The 18,288-nt window shown below is 31.6% G+C and carries 16 protein-coding genes; 1 reads left to right on the top strand and 15 read right to left on the bottom strand.

Going from position 1 to position 18,288, the window contains the following annotated elements; all coding sequences use genetic code 11:
* Window positions 1–62: 62 nt before the first annotated feature.
* The 9 genes from KTF99_RS03825 to KTF99_RS03785 form a co-directional block, all read right to left on the bottom strand.
* Window positions 63–1,349: a PTS ascorbate transporter subunit IIC gene (locus KTF99_RS03825; RefSeq protein WP_003535415.1), complete on the bottom strand. Its 1,287-nt coding sequence runs from the start codon at window positions 1,347–1,349 to the stop codon at window positions 63–65.
* 12 nt (window positions 1,350–1,361) lie between these two features.
* Complete coding sequence (locus tag KTF99_RS03820; protein WP_003535417.1) at window positions 1,362–1,658, bottom strand: PTS sugar transporter subunit IIB; 297 nt, start codon at window positions 1,656–1,658, stop codon at window positions 1,362–1,364.
* A gap of 3 nt (window positions 1,659–1,661) precedes the next feature.
* Window positions 1,662–2,810: a putative N-acetylmannosamine-6-phosphate 2-epimerase gene (locus tag KTF99_RS03815; RefSeq protein WP_003535418.1), complete on the bottom strand. Its 1,149-nt coding sequence runs from the start codon at window positions 2,808–2,810 to the stop codon at window positions 1,662–1,664.
* On the bottom strand, window positions 2,803–4,902 hold the full coding sequence (locus KTF99_RS03810; protein WP_029482051.1) for a BglG family transcription antiterminator: 2,100 nt from the start codon (window positions 4,900–4,902) through the stop codon (window positions 2,803–2,805). Before KTF99_RS03810 ends, KTF99_RS03815 begins: the two co-directional genes overlap by 8 nt.
* Window positions 4,903–4,951: 49 nt before the next feature.
* The gene (locus KTF99_RS03805) at window positions 4,952–5,698 is read right to left on the bottom strand and encodes a sugar isomerase domain-containing protein (RefSeq protein ID WP_254210087.1); all 747 of its coding nucleotides are present in this window, start codon (window positions 5,696–5,698) and stop codon (window positions 4,952–4,954) included.
* The gene (locus KTF99_RS03800; RefSeq protein ID WP_029482053.1) at window positions 5,695–6,444 is read right to left on the bottom strand and encodes a sugar isomerase domain-containing protein; all 750 of its coding nucleotides are present in this window, start codon (window positions 6,442–6,444) and stop codon (window positions 5,695–5,697) included. The genes KTF99_RS03805 and KTF99_RS03800 overlap by 4 nt, the downstream gene beginning before the upstream one ends.
* Window positions 6,445–6,652: 208 nt before the next feature.
* Entirely contained in the window at window positions 6,653–7,294 is a 642-nt protein-coding gene (locus KTF99_RS03795; protein ID WP_003535425.1) for a YggS family pyridoxal phosphate-dependent enzyme, read from the bottom strand.
* Window positions 7,295–8,854 (bottom strand): amidohydrolase, encoded by a 1,560-nt coding sequence (locus KTF99_RS03790; protein WP_029482055.1) that lies wholly within the window; start codon window positions 8,852–8,854, stop codon window positions 7,295–7,297. It lies immediately after the preceding gene.
* A gap of 41 nt (window positions 8,855–8,895) precedes the next feature.
* The gene (locus KTF99_RS03785) at window positions 8,896–11,502 is read right to left on the bottom strand and encodes a sensor domain-containing diguanylate cyclase (RefSeq protein WP_003535427.1); all 2,607 of its coding nucleotides are present in this window, start codon (window positions 11,500–11,502) and stop codon (window positions 8,896–8,898) included.
* Window positions 11,503–11,668: 166 nt separating this feature from the next.
* Here KTF99_RS03785 and KTF99_RS03780 point away from each other — a divergent pair, with 166 nt between their 5' ends.
* Window positions 11,669–12,259, top strand: coding sequence for an ECF transporter S component (locus tag KTF99_RS03780; protein ID WP_003535428.1), 591 nt, complete (start codon window positions 11,669–11,671; stop codon window positions 12,257–12,259).
* An 87-nt stretch (window positions 12,260–12,346) separates the two neighbouring features.
* Here KTF99_RS03780 and KTF99_RS03775 read toward each other — a convergent pair whose 3' ends face one another.
* The 6 genes from KTF99_RS03775 to KTF99_RS03750 all read right to left on the bottom strand — a co-directional run bounded on the left by KTF99_RS03775 (window position 12,347) and on the right by KTF99_RS03750 (window position 18,199).
* Complete coding sequence (locus KTF99_RS03775) at window positions 12,347–13,324, bottom strand: D-cysteine desulfhydrase family protein (RefSeq protein WP_029482059.1); 978 nt, start codon at window positions 13,322–13,324, stop codon at window positions 12,347–12,349.
* A gap of 89 nt (window positions 13,325–13,413) precedes the next feature.
* A complete protein-coding gene (locus KTF99_RS03770) occupies window positions 13,414–14,511 on the bottom strand; it encodes a hypothetical protein (protein ID WP_008792521.1) in 1,098 nt (365 codons plus the stop codon).
* A complete protein-coding gene (locus tag KTF99_RS03765) occupies window positions 14,505–15,137 on the bottom strand; it encodes a corrinoid protein (protein WP_003535432.1) in 633 nt (210 codons plus the stop codon). The genes KTF99_RS03770 and KTF99_RS03765 overlap by 7 nt, the downstream gene beginning before the upstream one ends.
* A gap of 2 nt (window positions 15,138–15,139) precedes the next feature.
* A complete protein-coding gene (locus tag KTF99_RS03760; protein WP_003535433.1) occupies window positions 15,140–15,781 on the bottom strand; it encodes a DUF1638 domain-containing protein in 642 nt (213 codons plus the stop codon).
* Complete coding sequence (locus KTF99_RS03755) at window positions 15,778–17,217, bottom strand: ASKHA domain-containing protein (RefSeq protein ID WP_003535435.1); 1,440 nt, start codon at window positions 17,215–17,217, stop codon at window positions 15,778–15,780. Before KTF99_RS03755 ends, KTF99_RS03760 begins: the two co-directional genes overlap by 4 nt.
* Window positions 17,189–18,199, bottom strand: coding sequence for a uroporphyrinogen decarboxylase family protein (locus tag KTF99_RS03750; RefSeq protein ID WP_224209045.1), 1,011 nt, complete (start codon window positions 18,197–18,199; stop codon window positions 17,189–17,191). Before KTF99_RS03750 ends, KTF99_RS03755 begins: the two co-directional genes overlap by 29 nt.
* Window positions 18,200–18,288 lie beyond the last annotated feature (89 nt).

Below are 18,288 nucleotides of genomic sequence, written 5' to 3'. Positions count from 1 at the left end.
TCTTTTTCTTTTCTTGACAATCTTAATAAACTTAAAAAGGGATAATTTTATCCCTTATAATTTTAAGCAAACAACTGTAGTATCCATTTGAAAAACGCTGGAAATACAGAATAATCAAAATCATTTGACCATCTAGCAAAGTCCGCTACTGTTGTTGATAAAACGCCTACCGTTAACGCTTGTCCAAATGACAATAACAGTCCAGCAACGACTCCAGCTAAAATAGCCCCACGCCAGCCTCCTGTAGAGTTTCCAAAAACACCTGCTGGTCCACCTCCAAAAAAGGTAGTAATAACCGGTGGTGTCAGAGCATACCAGCCAATTGCACCAAAGATAATCGTACACAATATAACTGTACCTAAACAACTTAAAAAACCTAGCATAACTGCAGTTGGAGCAAAGTTAAAAACGACAGGACAGTCTAATGCTGGTACTGCATTAGGTACAATTTTTTCAGAAATACCTTTAAACGCTTCTGTGATCTCTGAAACCATCATTGAAACACCATTCAATACAATTGTAATCCCCACTCCAAATTGAACGCCAGAAACAATCGCATATAAAATTGCGGGCTGTCCATTACTTAAATTCGCTTCGACATAATCAAAACCAGCCAAGCATACTGCCACGATATATAGGATTGTCATAACTAAAGCGGTAGAAACTGTAATGTCTTTTAAAAAGTTTAATTTAGGATTAATATTAATGTTTTCAGACGATTCATTTTTATGTTTTTTAAATAAATTTCCAACTAATGAACCCGTAATAACTCCGAATGTTGTGGTGTGACCATAGGCAAAATCATCACTGCCGGTAACCTTTCTCAAGAAAGGCTGGGCCAATGCTGGAGCTAAAGTACAGTAGATTCCTGTTAGTAGACCACCAATAATAATGACTAACGTATTATTTGGATTAGCAAACACTTCTACAGCTACAGCTAAATAAACAAAGATCAAATAATATGTTTGATGTGCTGTTAAAAACACGTACTTAAATGGTGTAAATCTAGCTAAAATTAGATTTATAAAAAAACCAATAACCATAATAATTGCAATCGTCGATGCCCACTGTTCAGTAAATGCATTTGTTCCCATTCCAGTTGCAACTGTTTCAATCCCCATAATTTTTTCCAGCAGCGTAGCTATCGGCGTAACTACGCCTGCGATTGTGCTTGTTCCTACACTTAGAATTAAATAACCGATTCCCGTTTTGACTGATCCAGAAATAATTTTATCTATTGATTTTTTTTGTAAAATAAGACCAATCATCGCAACAATACTTAAGAAAATAAACGGCTGATTAAACACATAATTTTGAAAAATATCTACAATAACTTTAAATACTGACATAATCTCCCTCCTCTACAATAAATTCTTTTTTTCTAATAATTTTTTTATTTTTTCCTCTAATTCATTCATATCCATTAGATTATTGATTACAATAACATCCTCATAACAAGAACGTAATTCATCAGCAAACGATTCAAAAGTAAATACTGCATCGCACATTAGTCCTTTAGACATTGATAATCCTTTATTCTCAACTGTTACCTCTAATGGTAAAGCAAATTTTTTAAAAGTTTTATCAATATTCATTCTTAACAAAGTGCTTGTTCCGACTCCGGCACCACATACCGTGATAACTTTAAAACTTTTCATTTTTCATCCCTCTTTTGCATCATGTAATATTGTTTTTACTATTTTAGCTGGCTCACTTATGGATGTTCCGATAACAACTGCAAAAGCTCCTGCCTCTATACATTTCTTCATCTTACTACCGTCATTAATTCTTCCTTCGGCAATGACTCTTGATACTCCGGCTGTTTTTAGCTCTTTAATAATTTCATAATCTGGATCTGGTGATGGCACTGTTCCAAATATAATTGGATTTTTAGAATATGGCGTGTATCCTGATAAAGTAGTACCTACTGCATCAACTCCCGCTTTAGATGCTCTGATTCCCTCTTCCACTGTAGAAATATCTGCAATAACAAATAACTCTGGATATTTATTTTTTATTTTATTAACAAATTCTTCTAATGATAAATCATCATAACGTTCTCTTTGAGTGCCATCTATGGCTATACCATCAACGCCAGCTGCAACTAGCTGATCGACTTCATCCATTGTTGGTGTAATTCTAAAACTAGAATGAAGCGGATCATCTCCTTTATAGATTTTTTTAATACCAATAAGCGGAACATCTACAACTTCTGCAATTGCCTTTACATGTTCTAAATTTGTTCTTATCGCCTTAGCTCCTCCAGCAACACAACTTTGAGCCAGGCATTGAATTGCAATAGAATTGTCCATATAGGGATTTATTGCTGAATCAGCATAACAAGAAACTATCAGTCCCCCTTTAATAGCATCAATATTTTTATTATCCTTTAAAATATCTTGATAAGAACGGGCATTAAATATTTTATGTAAATATTTTCTATCCATTAGACATAGTGCCACTTCTTGAAACAGCTTTAAATGCTCCTCATCACTTTTAGCTGCAAGCGCTAACAATACTCGAACTGGATCATTAACAGAGTGTCCAAACTTCACTCCATTTTTAAAAGTTACTAAGCTAATACTATTTTGATACACATGACCATTTGGTCTTGCGTGAGCCAAGGCAACCCCTGGCATGACTACAATATAGGGGCCATTTTTTTCAATAATATTCACCATATCATTTATATACTGGTGATCAATATAGCCATTTTTCTCTAATAGATAACCAGCATAGACAATTGCTTCTTTCCAATCATGGCACTCTTTATAAAAATCCACACAATTCTCTTTTATATATTTAATCATATTTACTTACCTCATTAATCTGGTCTAAAACATAGTCTAGTTCAAAATAACGTTCTATCCCATTATTTCTTATATTCTCTAAAAATTTGATAAAATTATTTAATGCTTTCATGTGCGTATAATTATCTTTAGCCGCTAAACATAAAATAATATGCACTGGATCATATTTATCATGATTAAATTTGACACCATTTTTAATAATTAACAGACTCATTGATGTTTGATTAACCCCATAATCAATTTCTCCATGAATAAGGGCTATTCCTTCATCAATAACCATATATGACCCTGATTTTTTCACCGTATCTATCATTGATTTAATATAACATTCTGCAATATCTTGACTCTTAACTAGCATTTGTCCGGCACAGCAGACTGCAGTCTCCCAATGATCGACCGTATCACATAGTAGAACTTTATCAGCAGTTAAATATTCATTTAATAATGGCTGCAGTTTGATTCCTGCATCAATTCCTAAATCTTTAAAATATTCACTGAAATCATCGAAAAGCTGCTGATAGTTTACAATCTCGCAGTTTCTCTTAACAATACTTAAAATTCCATCCATAAAAGTATCACTTTCTTGAATATTTTGATGAACAATTTTTTCCATAGCATTTTCAATCAATCGATAATCACTCTCTTTTAAAATTACATTGACTTTAACAACCAAACACTGCATTATTTGTAGATCAATACTTGAAATAATAAAATCGATATTACTGAGATCTATATTTAAAATCCGTTCTTCAGTTACTGTTTTCTTCACAATAATATTTTTAAATCTCGAGCAGATCATCTCCTTCATTAAAGAAGCCGTCCCAAAACCATGAACACAAACAATTACAACATTATACACATCTTTAAAACGATTTTTTCTCTCTAAAGCGGCACAAAAATGAAGCGTTAAAAAAGCTATATCATCCTCTTTAATTCCTTTTAATTCCTTATAGCCTAATTCATCAATTGTTTCTAATAATGCTATAAAAACTTCATGATAATTTTTCTTAATAACTGTCAAACTCGGATTAACAACCGGTACTTGATTTTGCAGTTTAAATACTGTAGGACCTAAATGGAGGGTTAAAGAATTGATCAATTCCTCATCTCGACTAAAATTTACATTAAGTTTTTCTCCTACTTTAAAGGCTAAAGTAGTTGCTATCATTTGTATATTAGCCCAATCATAGATAACATATCGCTTTAAAGTCGTATATCTAGCACTATTTAATAAGATCGTAATAATAGCAACTTCTGATTGTGACATCTTAATATTTAATGCCTGCATTATTTGTGAACAAATAAATTGAGCATCATGATATCCTTCTGTTTTTGAAATCTCAATCAAATAATCTTGATGTAGGATGATATCATACCCTAATTCTATTCTTGTCAAAGAAACAGCTAAATGGATACAAATATCTTTATATGATAAATAGGTTAATTTCTTTTCACTATGACTTTCAAAATCATTCATAACTTTAATAATGATTTTCCAGTATTTATCGAAGACCATTCGATAAATATTCTTTTCAATAAAAGTTATTGGTGTATATTGAAAGTGCATAAATTTATTAAAATCAATATTCTTTTCAATAACTCTAAAGAAACATGAGCGTATGTCTCTTTCGTCACCCTCTATATAACTGCCTTTTCCTGTTTTTACATTAATAGAAAAATCATATCCCTCATATTCTTGTCTTATCGAAAGAATATCTTTATCAATACTACTTTTACTAACATTCATTTCATCAGCAAAATACTGACTTGTGAGTGGTTCACTGCAACACCACATTGAAACTAAAATATAGCACTTTCTTTCAAACGGACTTATCGCATATACATAATTATCCAAATTCGAAATTTCTTTCATCAGTATCTCTTTTTCTTGATGAGTAATATTAAACTGAATCTTTCCATTTCTTATCATTATATTTTTTTTAACATTTATTGTTTCTAAAAAATCATTAATATCATCAATAACATATCTAATCATTCGAATAGAGATCTCAAAATCATGTGCTAAATCTTCTACTTGATAGTTTTTTCCGCCGCACAGCTTCTTCAATATTTCCACACTTCTAGTATTCATAAGATATCCTCATATGATTCAATAAGAGAATCATACGCCTCCTCTCTACTCACTTCATATAATGAATGCGATTTTTATATTGGTTTAAGATATTTTGATTATATTCGTCACCTCCATCAATATTAGCACTATGAAAAATCGGTGGTTCGAAGTCGTCATTAACTAGATTTTCTACTACTTGAATAATCACACTATTTAAAATAAAAGCTCCGGCTATTGTAGAGGTTGGGGCAACCTTTTGGTCTAGACCATCAATAGTAATACTGGAATCCTCAAAATCTCCACAATTATCAATAACAATATCTGCAATATCTAACAATTTCTTTCCTGTTTCATGTCGCGAAACTACAGCTTGACTATATTCTATATTTGTAACAGCAATCACGATCACACCCATTGCCTTAGCCCGTAATGCCATATCAATTGCAATTGTATTTCGACCAGAAACTGAATGAATAATTAGAACATCTTCTTTTTGTATTGGCGTATGCTCTAAAATCAATGTCCCATAACCAGGTAGTCTCTCCATTTGCGAGGTTAGAGTTATTGGTCTTACATCTAATTGAACTTCCTTTGCCATAATTGGATTAATTAAAGCCAATCCACCAGCCCGATAAAACAGTTCTTGGGTAAGAATTCCCGCATGAGAAGCTCCAAAAGCATAAATCGTATGTCCCTTTTCAATACATTGGGTCATTTCTAAGGCAGCTTTTTGAATAGCTGCTTCTTGTGAATCTACAATATTATTTAAAATATCATGAATATGCTGATAGTATCTTGATCTTGCTTTCATCATAAATTCCTTATCCGATAAAAATATTTATCCACTAATTTATCATTATGATCAGCACAATCTTCATTCATAAAAGCCATATGACCATTGTAATAAACATCCGGGTGAATTCCCTTTTTAACTAAAATATCAACCATTTCACATAATATTGCATTTTGTAAAAAGACATTTGGTATTGTACTAGTTGCCCCCACTTTCATAGGAAAATTTTCTATCTCAATTGCCGCATCACCTATTAATGAACAATTATCTAACACTACATCAGCAACATCTTTAAGCTTTACTCCTGCCTTATGTTTTGTCTTTAAGAATTGGCTATATTCCACTGCAGTAATCGCAATAATAGGAATTCCCTTTTCTTTTGCCCTTATAGCAGCATCTACTGGTGCAATATTATTGCCAGAATTAGAAATAATAATCATGCAGTCATTAAGGGTGATTCGATGATAATCAACTATCATTTTTCCAATTTCATACATATTTTCAATGTAATAACTTTTTGTAATTTCAAAACTGCCTGTTGCACTTTGTTCCAGCAAAGCACAATAATTAGCCGGGGTAGCAGCTCGCCAAAATGCATCATCGACTACTAAATGAGAATGACCCGTCCCAAACCCATAAATAAGACCTCCTTTTTCAGTTGTATCAGCAAGTATTTTTGCAGCTTTTTTGATATTATCTTTTTGCGTATTTTTTACTTGTGCAACAACCTTTTCCATAACTTCAAAATAATTTTCCCAAGCTTCCATTTAAAAGCCTCCTTCCTTTACAATTTCATTATACCTAAATTCAAAAGAGCAAATATTTGCAAATTCTTTCAATTTCTTGAGAAGCATTTTACAAGTTCAATAAAAAAAGAAATTTGAAATAATATCCAAATCTCTTAAAATACATTATATTTTATAATGAAAAAAGGAGTTTTAAATTAATAAACTCCGCGACTCTATAAACTTTACTTTATTCAAACAAGGCACTTCCTACCCTTATCATCGTTGCTCCATACTTTAACGCTTCGTGATAATCATTAGACATCCCCATTGATAATTCTGTCATTTCAAACTCTGAATATTTACAATTTAATTGATCAAATAACTCCTTTGTTTGTTTAAAATATACTGCTGTATCATTAGAATCAATATGTGGTGCCATCATCATTAGCCCTTTTACAATTAAATGGGGACATTCTTTTAAATAATCAAATACATCTTCAATTTCTTCTACTGCAAAACCATGCTTACTTTCCTCTTTTGCTACATTGACTTGGATTAATATTGGCATTTTTAAATCATGCTTCTTAGCTTGTTTTTCTACTTCTTTAATTAATGAATAACTATCAATTGAATGAATCAAGCTAACTTTATCAATTATATACTTAACTTTATTTGGTTGTAGCGTTCCTATCATATGAAATTCTTGTGCCCCATGATACTTTTCATATTTTTCTAAAAAAGCTTGGACTCGATTTTCGCCAAAATACTTTACTCCTAGTTTTTCTAATTCATTAATCTCTTCAATTCCAACATATTTTGTTGCTGCGACCAATTTAGCATTACCAACCGATTTTAAAATATTTTTTACTGCCTGTTCATTTACTCTCATTTACTGACCTCCATAGACTAATTGCCCACCTACATAAGTAGCCAATACTTTAATGTCTTTAATATGCTGAACATCTACGTCTAATATATTATCACTAAGCACAACAAAATCGCAATACTTTCCTACCTCCAAAGTTCCTTTGACCTCTTCTTCAAATGAAGCATATGCACCACCGATCGTAAACGACTCGATCGCTTCTTCTCTAGTTAATGCCTGCTCTTTTAGATATGGTCCAGTCCCATCGATAGATGTTCTTGTAACCGCTAATTGAATCCCTTTTAAAACATCTGGGGCTTCAACTGGACAGTCTGACCCATTAGAAATAGTCGTTATATTACGAAGTGTTTTAAAATTATATGATGTTTGTGCTAATTGGGGAGAAACCCTTTGATTAATAATATGATTATCATAATCTAAAAAGACACTTTGAATATAAGCATGTAAATGTAACTGCTGATATTTAAGCAACTGATCTTCTCGAGTGATCTGACAATGCACAATACCATGTCGTGGATCTTCACGAGAATAGTTTTTTAACGCATTTTCGTATCCTTCAAAAATCCAATCTAAGATTCCATCACCAATTGCGTGAATAGCAATCTGCATCTCATGACGATTAGCGTAGTCAAACATCATTTTGATTTCTTCACGACTAAAAACAGGAATTCCTCGTGTCTTAGGTGCATCATAATAAGGCTTACTTAAAAAAGCAGTTCGTGCTCCTAATGATCCATCCCCAAGCATTTTTAATGGGCCTATTTTAAAAAACTCATCACCACTACCGGTACAATAACCTAAATTAATAAACTCTTTTAAGGCTTTTAACGTCGGCAACTGTGCTTGTTCGTAAACTCTTATCGTTAGTTTATTTTCTGCTCTTAATTGTTCAAAAGCCTGTAGAGCATCATGATAATCACTAGTGGCACTCAAGAGATCGTCACTTTGAACAGATGTTATTCCATAACTATGTAACTCTTTTTGAGCGATTAAAATATTATCTTTTATTTCTTCAATAGTTGGCTGAGGGATTGTATCATAGATCAAATAAAGTGCATTTTCTTGAAATAATCCTGCATCTAAATCAAAATAGCCGCCCTCGACTGCTTCACTGGTAATATTTGCTAATTCAATTGCTTTGCTATTAGCAACTAAGATATGTCCACAAGTCCGCGTAATTACAATCGGTTCCTCTTCACTAATCATATCAAGATCTTTTCGGGTAGGAAAACGCTGTTCATCTGTAAAATAATCATGATTCCAGCCCCGCCCAATCAGCCACTGCCCCTTTACTAAATATTTCTTTAATTCTTCTAAAAGTGCTTTAAGCGAATTAGTATGCTTTTCTAATAGAACATTTTTTAAACTTTGACCATAATTAACTAAATGCATATGCGAATCATTAAAACCTGGATATACATATTTATTATTTAAATCAATTTGTTCACCAGAATATTTTAATGCTTCCTTATCACTTCCGATAAAGATAATTTTTCCCTTATCTTCTACAAAAGCAGTTGCCTGATTACAACCGTATAAATTTCCCCGGAAATAAATTCTCATAAAAAAATCCCCCTTTATTTAGAAAGTAGGATACTTTGATCCTACTTTTCATTATAATATTTTGTTATATCGATACTAGTAACTGCAGCAACATCTTGACCATTGATCCACCGAACACGTTTTACCGTTGTCTCCAACTGAGCACTAATGTTACAATTATAAATCAATTTAGTATACGATAAATCGCTATCCTTCATATCTTTAATTGGGCAGTCAGCGCATGGTTCATCATAGCCTCTAAAAGACTTATAGCAATAATCACCAACTTTTACCTGATTAAAAATATGTTTGATTTTATGATTATAATACACAAGTTTATAAGTGTTGGGATCAATAACGTAAATCCCATTTTCTTGGAAATCTAAAATCATTTGAATTGCATTTAAATACTGATTCTTTTCTTTTTCCTGATATTTTTTAACAAGAAAAGTACTAATGATAGCAATCGAAGTTAATAACATTTCTTTTTCTTCCGCTTTATAAGCGTAGGGTTTTTCATGTTCCATGCTTATGATACCAATAATATCATCGCCATTTTTAATAAGACCACTAATTACCATACGGGTCTTACTATTAGCATAAAGTGTTTTAATTGCTGGAGAAACATCTGAAGCCTTGATATCATTAACCCAAAGAATCCCCTCATCATCAAATTGCCGTACATACTCAGGCCAATAATCATGATAAGTAACATCAATAACTTTTGTTAAATCTTCATTCTTTGAACTCCAATAATTATTTACTTTGTATTTCCCAATATCCAAATCTCGTACAATAATTAAATTTTGGCTCATATAATAATGCATTCCCAATAATTCTAGGACTGCTGTAATTGTTTCATTTAAATCTTGACATTTATATAAAATTCTAAAAATATACTCACCAACATTATCAGAAAACTTTTTGGTAGCCCGATCAACAATATTATTCACTTTATCCAATTGACCATCACTAATCTCTAAACTCTCATCATACAAACAAACACCATTTTTATTATTCTTTTTAATTTTGTATAAAGCCTGATCACCATGGTGATATAACTCATCAAATGTTTTTCCATGATTAGGGTATAAAACTACCCCTACAGATACCGTTACTTTAACTTTTGTTCCTCCAGTTCCATAAGCACCTTCAATCAGTTTACATAGATCATTAGCCTTATCAATAGCTAGTTCACTGTTTGAAATATTCTTCATTAAAACTAAATACTCATCACCACCAAGACGAGCAACTAAGTCATCATTTCGAAATTTAGATTTTATTTTTCGAGATATTTCACACAAAAATGCATCACCGTATAAATGACCGAAATTATCATTAACCTGCTTAAAATTATCAATGTCTAAGATCATAATCGCATGATTATTTTCAGGAAAATTTTGAATAATTTCATTTGTTTTAATTTCAATAGCTTCTCGATTATATAGCCCTGTTAGTGGATCTAATTCAATTTTCTTCTTTAGTACAAGATCATGTACTTTATTTTCATTAATATCCTTGATATAACCACAAGCATAAATATCTTTATTAAATTCAATCAAATATAGTGTAATTTGAATAAAATTATAATTATCTTTAAACTTATTATAGAATTGATATTCTAAATCTAATTTACGTTTTCCATCACGATAATTATTTAATAAATTTTGCCGATTTAATTCACGAAGCACTTTGCCATACTCACTAGGAATTGAATTTTCACTTAGTTTTAAAATTGATTTTTCATAGTTTTTACCATCATAAAAATCAATAAAATTATTTTTTGCTATTTTCCGATCAATAACTTCATTCATCGTTAAATTAACTTCAATATAACTCAGTGCATCTTTACCTAAAGCCTCACGATATTCTCGTTCAATTTCATACTTGCTCTTTAGTTCAACAAAATCCGTAATATCTTTACCGATTCCAATTGATTTAACTGCACGTCCCTGCTCATCAAAGATTGTTGAACATTTTAGACTGATCCAGCGTTCTTCTCCATCTCCACGCTTCATCTTTAATTCAATTGAAGTTTCAGGCCTGCCTTTTTCAATCTCTTGGCATAATTTTCTTACTCGTAAACCATCCTCTTGACTGATGATCTTTGCTTCAACCAAACTTTCTGGGATATTATAATAAGTTTTATTAATATCTAAAATTCCTAATGCAACTTCATCAGGACAAAATAGCTGCTCAATTGTATGATTTAACACATCATATTGCCACAATGTTGTATTTGCTTGTTTTAAAGCAAGCTTATAAATTTCTTCACCTATTAGAAGCTCCTTTTTCATATTTGATAATTCGGTTATATCGGTAGCTACGATAATAAAACCTTGCGGATTGTTTTGGTTATCATAAAATCTTGAAACTGTTACTTTTTCTACACTTCCATCTTTATGAAGATTATCTAATGGTTGTAAACCGTGAAGGTAACGCATAATACAGCACTTTTCCGTACTACAATTATCCATTTTAAGAGCTTTACAAGGCTGCATTAATACATTTTCACCTATCAGCTTACGACCTTTCCGGTTCACAAAAAGTATCTTCATTTCATTATCAATTACGAGAATAACATTATCAATAACATCTAGAAGGACTTTATATTCATTATTTAGTTTATCCATTAACTCTTCGATATTTTTGAATTTCAATCCTGACACCTCCTAGACTACTATAATTATATTGTAACTTAACCATTAATAATTGTACAATCCTAAAACTTGCAAATTTTCTTACTGTCCTTATAAATTTATTAAAAACTGTATCTTTTTTAATATCCAGTGTAATGTTAAGATACTTATAGATTTAATAAATAGGGGGATTTTTATGAATAATAAAACACTTAAAATAGCGACAATTGGTTTGATGGCTGCATTAGCCTATGTCTCTTTTACTTTTCTACAAATCAAAATACCAACGCCAGGGGGAACTACATCATTTCATTTAGGAAATACCTTTTGTGTCTTAGCTGCATTATTGCTAGGGGGACTTCCTGGAGGAATTGCAGGAGCGATTGGAATGGGAATTGGTGATCTACTTGATCCTGTTTATGTTACCTATGCACCTAAAACAATTATCCTTAAATTAATGATTGGAATCGTTACTGGATTAGTTGCACATAAAATTTTCAAAATTGAAAAACATGATAATGATTCTCATTTAATAATTTATGTTGTCATTTCTTGTATGGCTGGAATGTTTTTTAATGTGGTTGGAGAGCCAATCTTTGGCTATTTTTATAATTCGATGATTTTAGGTGCTCCAGAAAAGGCTGCTGCCACCTTAGCAAGCTGGAACGCTATTACAACTTCAGTTAATGCTGTTATTACTGTCGCCTTAGCTTCTACTATCTATTTAGTCATCCGACCTCGATTAGCTGGCAGTGGTATCCTGGTAAAATTAGCACCTCATAAATAAGCTTTTATTAAAAGGTAATATTATAAAAAGAACCTCCATTATTTGGTTGTCCAAATAACAGTGTCCATTTCATAATACTACCTTTTTTTATTTAAATTGACTTTGTTTCGGGAATAGCCCAAAGATTCCACCAGTATGCATAAATAAAATATTTTCACTATCAACAAACGTTCCTTTTTCTAATTCATTGATCAAACCATAGTATGCCTTACCAGTATATACAGGATCTAATACTACTGCTTCTAATTTAGCTAAAGATGCAATAGCATCAAGTTCTTCACTTCGACTTAAAGCATATCCCTGACCAACATAACCATCAATTATCTTGATCCGCTCTGTTTTTATTTCCTGATCAAAATATACTTGCGCCTCTTTAATAATTTTTGTTATCTCCTTAATAAAGTATTCCTTATCATCGCAAACATTAAATCCAATAATTTGTTTTTTAGTACGATTAAGCTCATTTCCAATATATAAACCTGCATATGTCCCCCCACTGCCAACAGCATTAATAATTGTATCAAATTCTACTTTCATAGCTTCTTCTTGTTTTAAGATTTCTGTAAAAGCTTCAACATAACCTAAAGTACCAATTCCATTACTTGCTCCCATTGGAATAATATATGGTTTATATCCTTTAGCTTCATAGGCAGTTTTTAATTTCAGCATGATCTTATCCTTATCACGATTAAAAATTTCAGGTTCTTTGATAACAATATCTGCACCAACTAAGCGGTCTAAAAAATAGTTTCCTTCGACTGGCTCACTACTTCCATTGCCACGAAGTAATAAGCAGCTTTTCATTGATAACTTAGCTGCGGCATAGGCTGTTGCACGAGCATGATTTGACTGCATACCCCCACAAGTAATGACTAAATCACAACCTTGTTCAAATGCTTCTCTCAATGAATATTCTAACTTTCTAATTTTATTACCCAATGTTTCTATTCCAGTTAAATCATCTCTTTTTATATAAATATTTTTTTGGAATTGTTTAGATAACTTCTCTAGTTTATATATTGGTGTTGGTAAAAAAGCCAGTTCTACTTTTTCTGGTAACTGCATAATTTATCCCCCTTATCCTTATTTTTTATTATATCATAATTGAATAGTTTCACGTGAAGCTTTTAAAAAAAGTACCACGATTATGGTACTTAATTAGGAATATGATATTTTTCTAAATAAGCTTCAAAGACTTCTTTATCTTTACTGCTGCCAGTACAAATAAAAGCAATACCTTTAGGACTTCCAAGATAATCAACAATATAATCAATATATTCTAATTCTTCTTTGCCACTTATATTAACTTGTAGTAGTAAGCCCGCATCATGTACTTTTTGATAAATTTCATTCCAGCAAGGATCATTTAATGGTTTTGCTCCAGCACCATTGATCCATTGAATTCCTTTAAAACCACATTCAATGATCTTATCAAGATGACGTACTGCACCAGGACCATCTAAATGATAGAATGAACGCTCAATCAAGGATGCCTCTTTCTTTAAGGTTTCAAAAACAAACTCATCAAATTGCTCTGGACCAATCATACAACAAAAATCGCATTGAGAAATAAAATATGGTTTTTGTGATAATAGACTGATCCATCCGGTATAACCCAAAGTATTATTTAAATCAATACTAGCAATCATCTCTTCATAGGCTTGTTCAAATGCTTTGTAAATGTCATCATTTAAACGTTGAACTTCATCAGGATCATCATATAAATCAATTAGTGAGTTATTTGCCCCTCTCATTGATTCAACGATATCCATCATTCCTCCAAGATTAGCAATTCCCATTGCAATATCATCTCCATAAAACTGATTAAATGCTTTGATTAGTTCTAATGATCTTTGATATAAGGGATATGTTTCCTCTAGGCGAGGATGAATATCTTCTAACTCACATCCTTTCATTTCTTGAAACCAAATTGTCCCTTGTTTTACATCAATATGATAAGTTTGACCTAAATAGGCTCCTAAAACTCCGGTTGAGCGCATATAAAAGATAGGAAAAGCATCACCCAAATAAATATTCGAAAAAAATGTTTCTTGATATGCTTGAACTACCTCATTAACCGGCTTATCTAAATCATATAGCATTTCTAATAATTCCCCTCGATTATATCGGTGTTTTTGAGGTTGATAATCTTCATCAAATAAAGTTACTTGAATAATTGGCCGTTCTAATTTATGCTCCCACCATTTTTCAAAATCTTCAACTAACTGTTCTTTTTTTGCTTTAGTTAACATAACGTACCTCCCACGATTGCATAAGCAACTTCACTTGCACTAGTGGCATCATCTGTATAATAATCAGCGCCTATTTCATTACAATAATCTTGATTAACAGGTGCTCCACCAATCATAACTTTAACATTTAAATGTTCTTGAGCAACTAAATCAACTACTTTTTTCATTTCTGGCATTGTCGTTGTTAGAAGAGCACTACAGCAGATAATTTGTGCTTGATGTATTTTTGCTTCTTCAACAAATTTTTGTGCATCTACATCGACACCTAAATCAACTACTTCTAAACCTTTTCCTTCCAACATGATCTTAACTAAATTTTTTCCAATATCGTGAAGATCACCTTTTACAGTACCGAGAATAACGGTTCCCTTACTTTGATGTTCCGTATCTTGTAAATATGGCTTTAAAATCTCGATTCCCTTATTCATCGCCCGAGCTGCAACTAATACTTCGGGAACAAAAACTTCTTCATTTTTAAATTTTACACCAATGGCATCCATACCTTTCAACAACCCCTGATTAAGAATATCCGTTGCTGGAAAGCCAGCTTCTAAAGCTTCATTTACCAATTTGACAACCTTTTTAGCTTGTCCTTTTTGAATTAATTCACTAATTTCTTCAATCATTTCTACTCCTCCATTATCTCAAATACTTGATCGATATCACTACTAATTACAACTTTTTGATTTTTTTCTAAAATTACTAATTCATTACTAGTTTGTAATAATATTTGTTTTAAAAATTTTAAATCTATTTTAATTTGTTCCTGATTTTTAAGAAAAGGAACATCGTCACAATAATTATAAATTAGGTATACATTATCCTGCGTTTGTAATTGGGATTTCAAATAGTCTGCTGTTTCTTGATCGTATCGCTGACACCACTTTAAATATTGTTCATCTTCATAAACATTACAGCCATTAACTTTTAAACTATAACAGCTCCATGAAGAAGACAAGCGATTTGAAAATAATTGTTTAAATCGCTGTTTGCTCCCCAATAAAACAGTTAAACAATCATGCACTCTAACTAGATATACAGGAATATTGCGTGCTTGTATTTCAACTAAAGCATTACCGCAAAGTCCGTATAAAACAATTATTTTTTCATCCCCCCTGCTCTTATCAATTTCTTTTTGGATATTTTTTGCTAAAGTATGTGGTTGATTATGTTGTTGTATATCTAGATATACAAATTCATAATTATCAAGTGATAAGTCTAGTTGTGAAATATAATATTCGTATATTTTGCAAGCAATAACTTTTATCATGAAAACACCATCGCATCTATCCAATAATCATTAAAATCAGGATCTTTTTCTAAATAGATAACTTTTGTTTGATTACTAATATGTTGAACTCGCTGAAAATCTCGTGTCAATATTAGTTTATAAAGACCACTGATAGCACTATTTTTAATATATTGAACTTTGTTAGCTTCTTCTGAACTAATAATATTCAAGGTAACAAGATCCGCTTTCTCCAAATAATTTCCGAAGCCACCCGCAATATAAATAGTTGTTACTTCATCATTCAATTCCTTCAATAATACTTCTTTTCCCGCTTGAATTGCTGCTTTTGCTAACATAAAAGCTTTTATATCTTTAATTGATAAATATACTTCATCATTTAAATAGTATTTTTTTTGCTTATTTAAAAAATTACCTGTATCATCAATAATTCCTAAACGTAGCAAATTAGCGATTAAAGAAATTAAACCACTACCACAAATACTATTAGCATCTTGATTATCAATTGTTTTATAGACAAGCTTATTATTTTCGACTTTAGTCGCACAAACAGCGCCAGCAATACTTGGACCACCACATTCAATATTTACCCCTTCAAAGGCAGGCCCAGCAGGACAAGATGTCGCTAATAGCCGATGCTTATTTCCTATCACCATCTCACCATTAGTTCCCAAATCCATCAGTAATACATTTTCCTTGTTTTTATCCATATTAGTAGCATAAATTCCCATGACAATATCACTCCCCACATAAGCAGAAATATGATTCATAGTCATAACTTCAATCTTTACTGAACTCTTTATAAAATAATTTAAAGGATATTCAGTCATTGTTAAGATTGGTACATCAAATGGTGATACTCCAATTGTTTTTACCTTTTCTTTTAAAAACAAATTAATCATTGTTGCATTACCACAAACTAATATTTCTTTGATTTTTGTAGACACATTGATTCGACTAAATATTTCTTTAATTATTAGTTCACCTAATTTATGATCATTATCACGATTATCAAAATCAATTCGAGCAATCACATCACTTCCAAATTTGCCTTGAGGATTAAAGAAAGACTGACTTTCAATAATCATTCCGCTTTTTAAATTGAGCCATTTCATTGCTACTGTTGTTGTTCCAATATCAATGATAATTCCAACTTTCTCAACAGGTTCGGTAATTACTACGGTATCATTTAAATATATACTATCCTCAATAACTCCGTCTGCTTGTGGCAAAATAAATCGGTCACCCTGATGATATAAATGACTGCAGGCTAAACGATACCCTTGATCCAGCTCTTTTTTAGTAAGCAGTTTTAGATCATCATGATTAACCTCGATGATTCGATTGGTAGCTTTTACTTTACATTTTCCACATTTTTTTTGACCATTACAAGGGGCGATAAAATTACAATCTTGTTCCTGTAAATATTCAAGAATCGTTTTCATAATAATTTTCACAAACTTCCATAAAAGCTTTAATATTTTTCCATGGGGCTAATGGAGGGATATCACAACCACTCGAAATAATAAAATTACGATAATCTTTACACTCTTTTAATAAATTTAGTGTAATTTCTTTGATTGTTTCTGGGGTTCCGTTACTAATTATTTCCACTGGGTCTATATTTCCCATAACAAGACAATCCTTTGGCATTAGTTCTAGCATTTTTTTTATGTTAATAGCATTACCAAAATGATATGCTCGTGCTTTAATTTCTTTAAAATCATCAATCATTTTTAAAGTATTATTACCACAATTATGGTATACGACCATAAAATTTTCATCTTGAACTGCTGTAACTATCTTTTTTACATAGGTACTAGAAAATTCAGTCGCCAAAACTGGCGATAGCACCCCAGCTAGTGGTTCTGCCATTAAAATTCCATCAGCTCCAGCTTCTTTATACGCTGAAATATAGTCGATCAAAAATTTTGTAGCCTTTTCTAATACAATATGTACCATTTCTGGCTCTTCATAACAATTGATCATTGCTTCACTTACATCCATTAAACGACCAGCCAAACTAAACGGACCAATACAACCTCCCAAAATAGGGATATCTTTAATTTCTGCTTTAGTTTTTTTGATTGCATCAATATATAATTGACTTCGCCCGCTTCCCACTGCAGGAACCTTTAATGCCTGAGCATCATCTTCATCTTCAATTAATTGACCAACTACTGTCGGTACTTCGTTATCAGTAACTTTTATTTCTGCACCAAAACATTCTGCTTCAACCGATAAATCCATAAAACCTAAAATTGCTAATGGATTACACTCCTCTTTAATTATCTTAAGAGCTGCAACTTGTTGATCGGTATCATTAATTAATTTTTTGACACTAATATTTAACTTTGTTGCTGCTGGAAAGGTAATTATTGGCATTGCTCGTTTATTTTTCTTCTCTAATACATCATTTAGCCATTTTTCTATTTCCATCATATTCACCTCTATATATATCATATCATAAATATATTATTGTCTATACAATTTTCTGAAATAAAAAAGTTATATTTCTATAAATATAA

Origin of the sequence: Erysipelatoclostridium sp. MSK.7.34, assembly GCF_019041935.1 — a bacterium.
Classification (GTDB): Bacteria; Bacillota_I; Bacilli_A; order Erysipelotrichales; family Coprobacillaceae; genus Thomasclavelia; species Thomasclavelia ramosa.
This window is presented reverse-complemented; position numbering and strand designations above follow the sequence as displayed.

Coding starts and splice junctions, on each gene's coding strand:
- KTF99_RS03825 (WP_003535415.1), bottom strand. CDS start 1,349: ATGTCAGTATTTAAAGTTATTGTAGATATTTTTCAAAATTATGTGTTT.
- KTF99_RS03820 (WP_003535417.1), bottom strand. CDS start 1,658: ATGAAAAGTTTTAAAGTTATCACGGTATGTGGTGCCGGAGTCGGAACA.
- KTF99_RS03815 (WP_003535418.1), bottom strand. CDS start 2,810: ATGATTAAATATATAAAAGAGAATTGTGTGGATTTTTATAAAGAGTGC.
- KTF99_RS03810 (WP_029482051.1), bottom strand. CDS start 4,902: ATGAATACTAGAAGTGTGGAAATATTGAAGAAGCTGTGCGGCGGAAAA.
- KTF99_RS03805 (WP_254210087.1), bottom strand. CDS start 5,698: ATGATGAAAGCAAGATCAAGATACTATCAGCATATTCATGATATTTTA.
- KTF99_RS03800 (WP_029482053.1), bottom strand. CDS start 6,444: ATGGAAGCTTGGGAAAATTATTTTGAAGTTATGGAAAAGGTTGTTGCA.
- KTF99_RS03795 (WP_003535425.1), bottom strand. CDS start 7,294: ATGAGAGTAAATGAACAGGCAGTAAAAAATATTTTAAAATCGGTTGGT.
- KTF99_RS03790 (WP_029482055.1), bottom strand. CDS start 8,854: ATGAGAATTTATTTCCGGGGAAATTTATACGGTTGTAATCAGGCAACT.
- KTF99_RS03780 (WP_003535428.1), top strand. CDS start 11,669: ATGAATAATAAAACACTTAAAATAGCGACAATTGGTTTGATGGCTGCA.
- KTF99_RS03775 (WP_029482059.1), bottom strand. CDS start 13,324: ATGCAGTTACCAGAAAAAGTAGAACTGGCTTTTTTACCAACACCAATA.
- KTF99_RS03770 (WP_008792521.1), bottom strand. CDS start 14,511: ATGTTAACTAAAGCAAAAAAAGAACAGTTAGTTGAAGATTTTGAAAAA.
- KTF99_RS03765 (WP_003535432.1), bottom strand. CDS start 15,137: ATGATTGAAGAAATTAGTGAATTAATTCAAAAAGGACAAGCTAAAAAG.
- KTF99_RS03760 (WP_003535433.1), bottom strand. CDS start 15,781: ATGATAAAAGTTATTGCTTGCAAAATATACGAATATTATATTTCACAA.
- KTF99_RS03750 (WP_224209045.1), bottom strand. CDS start 18,199: ATGGAAATAGAAAAATGGCTAAATGATGTATTAGAGAAGAAAAATAAA.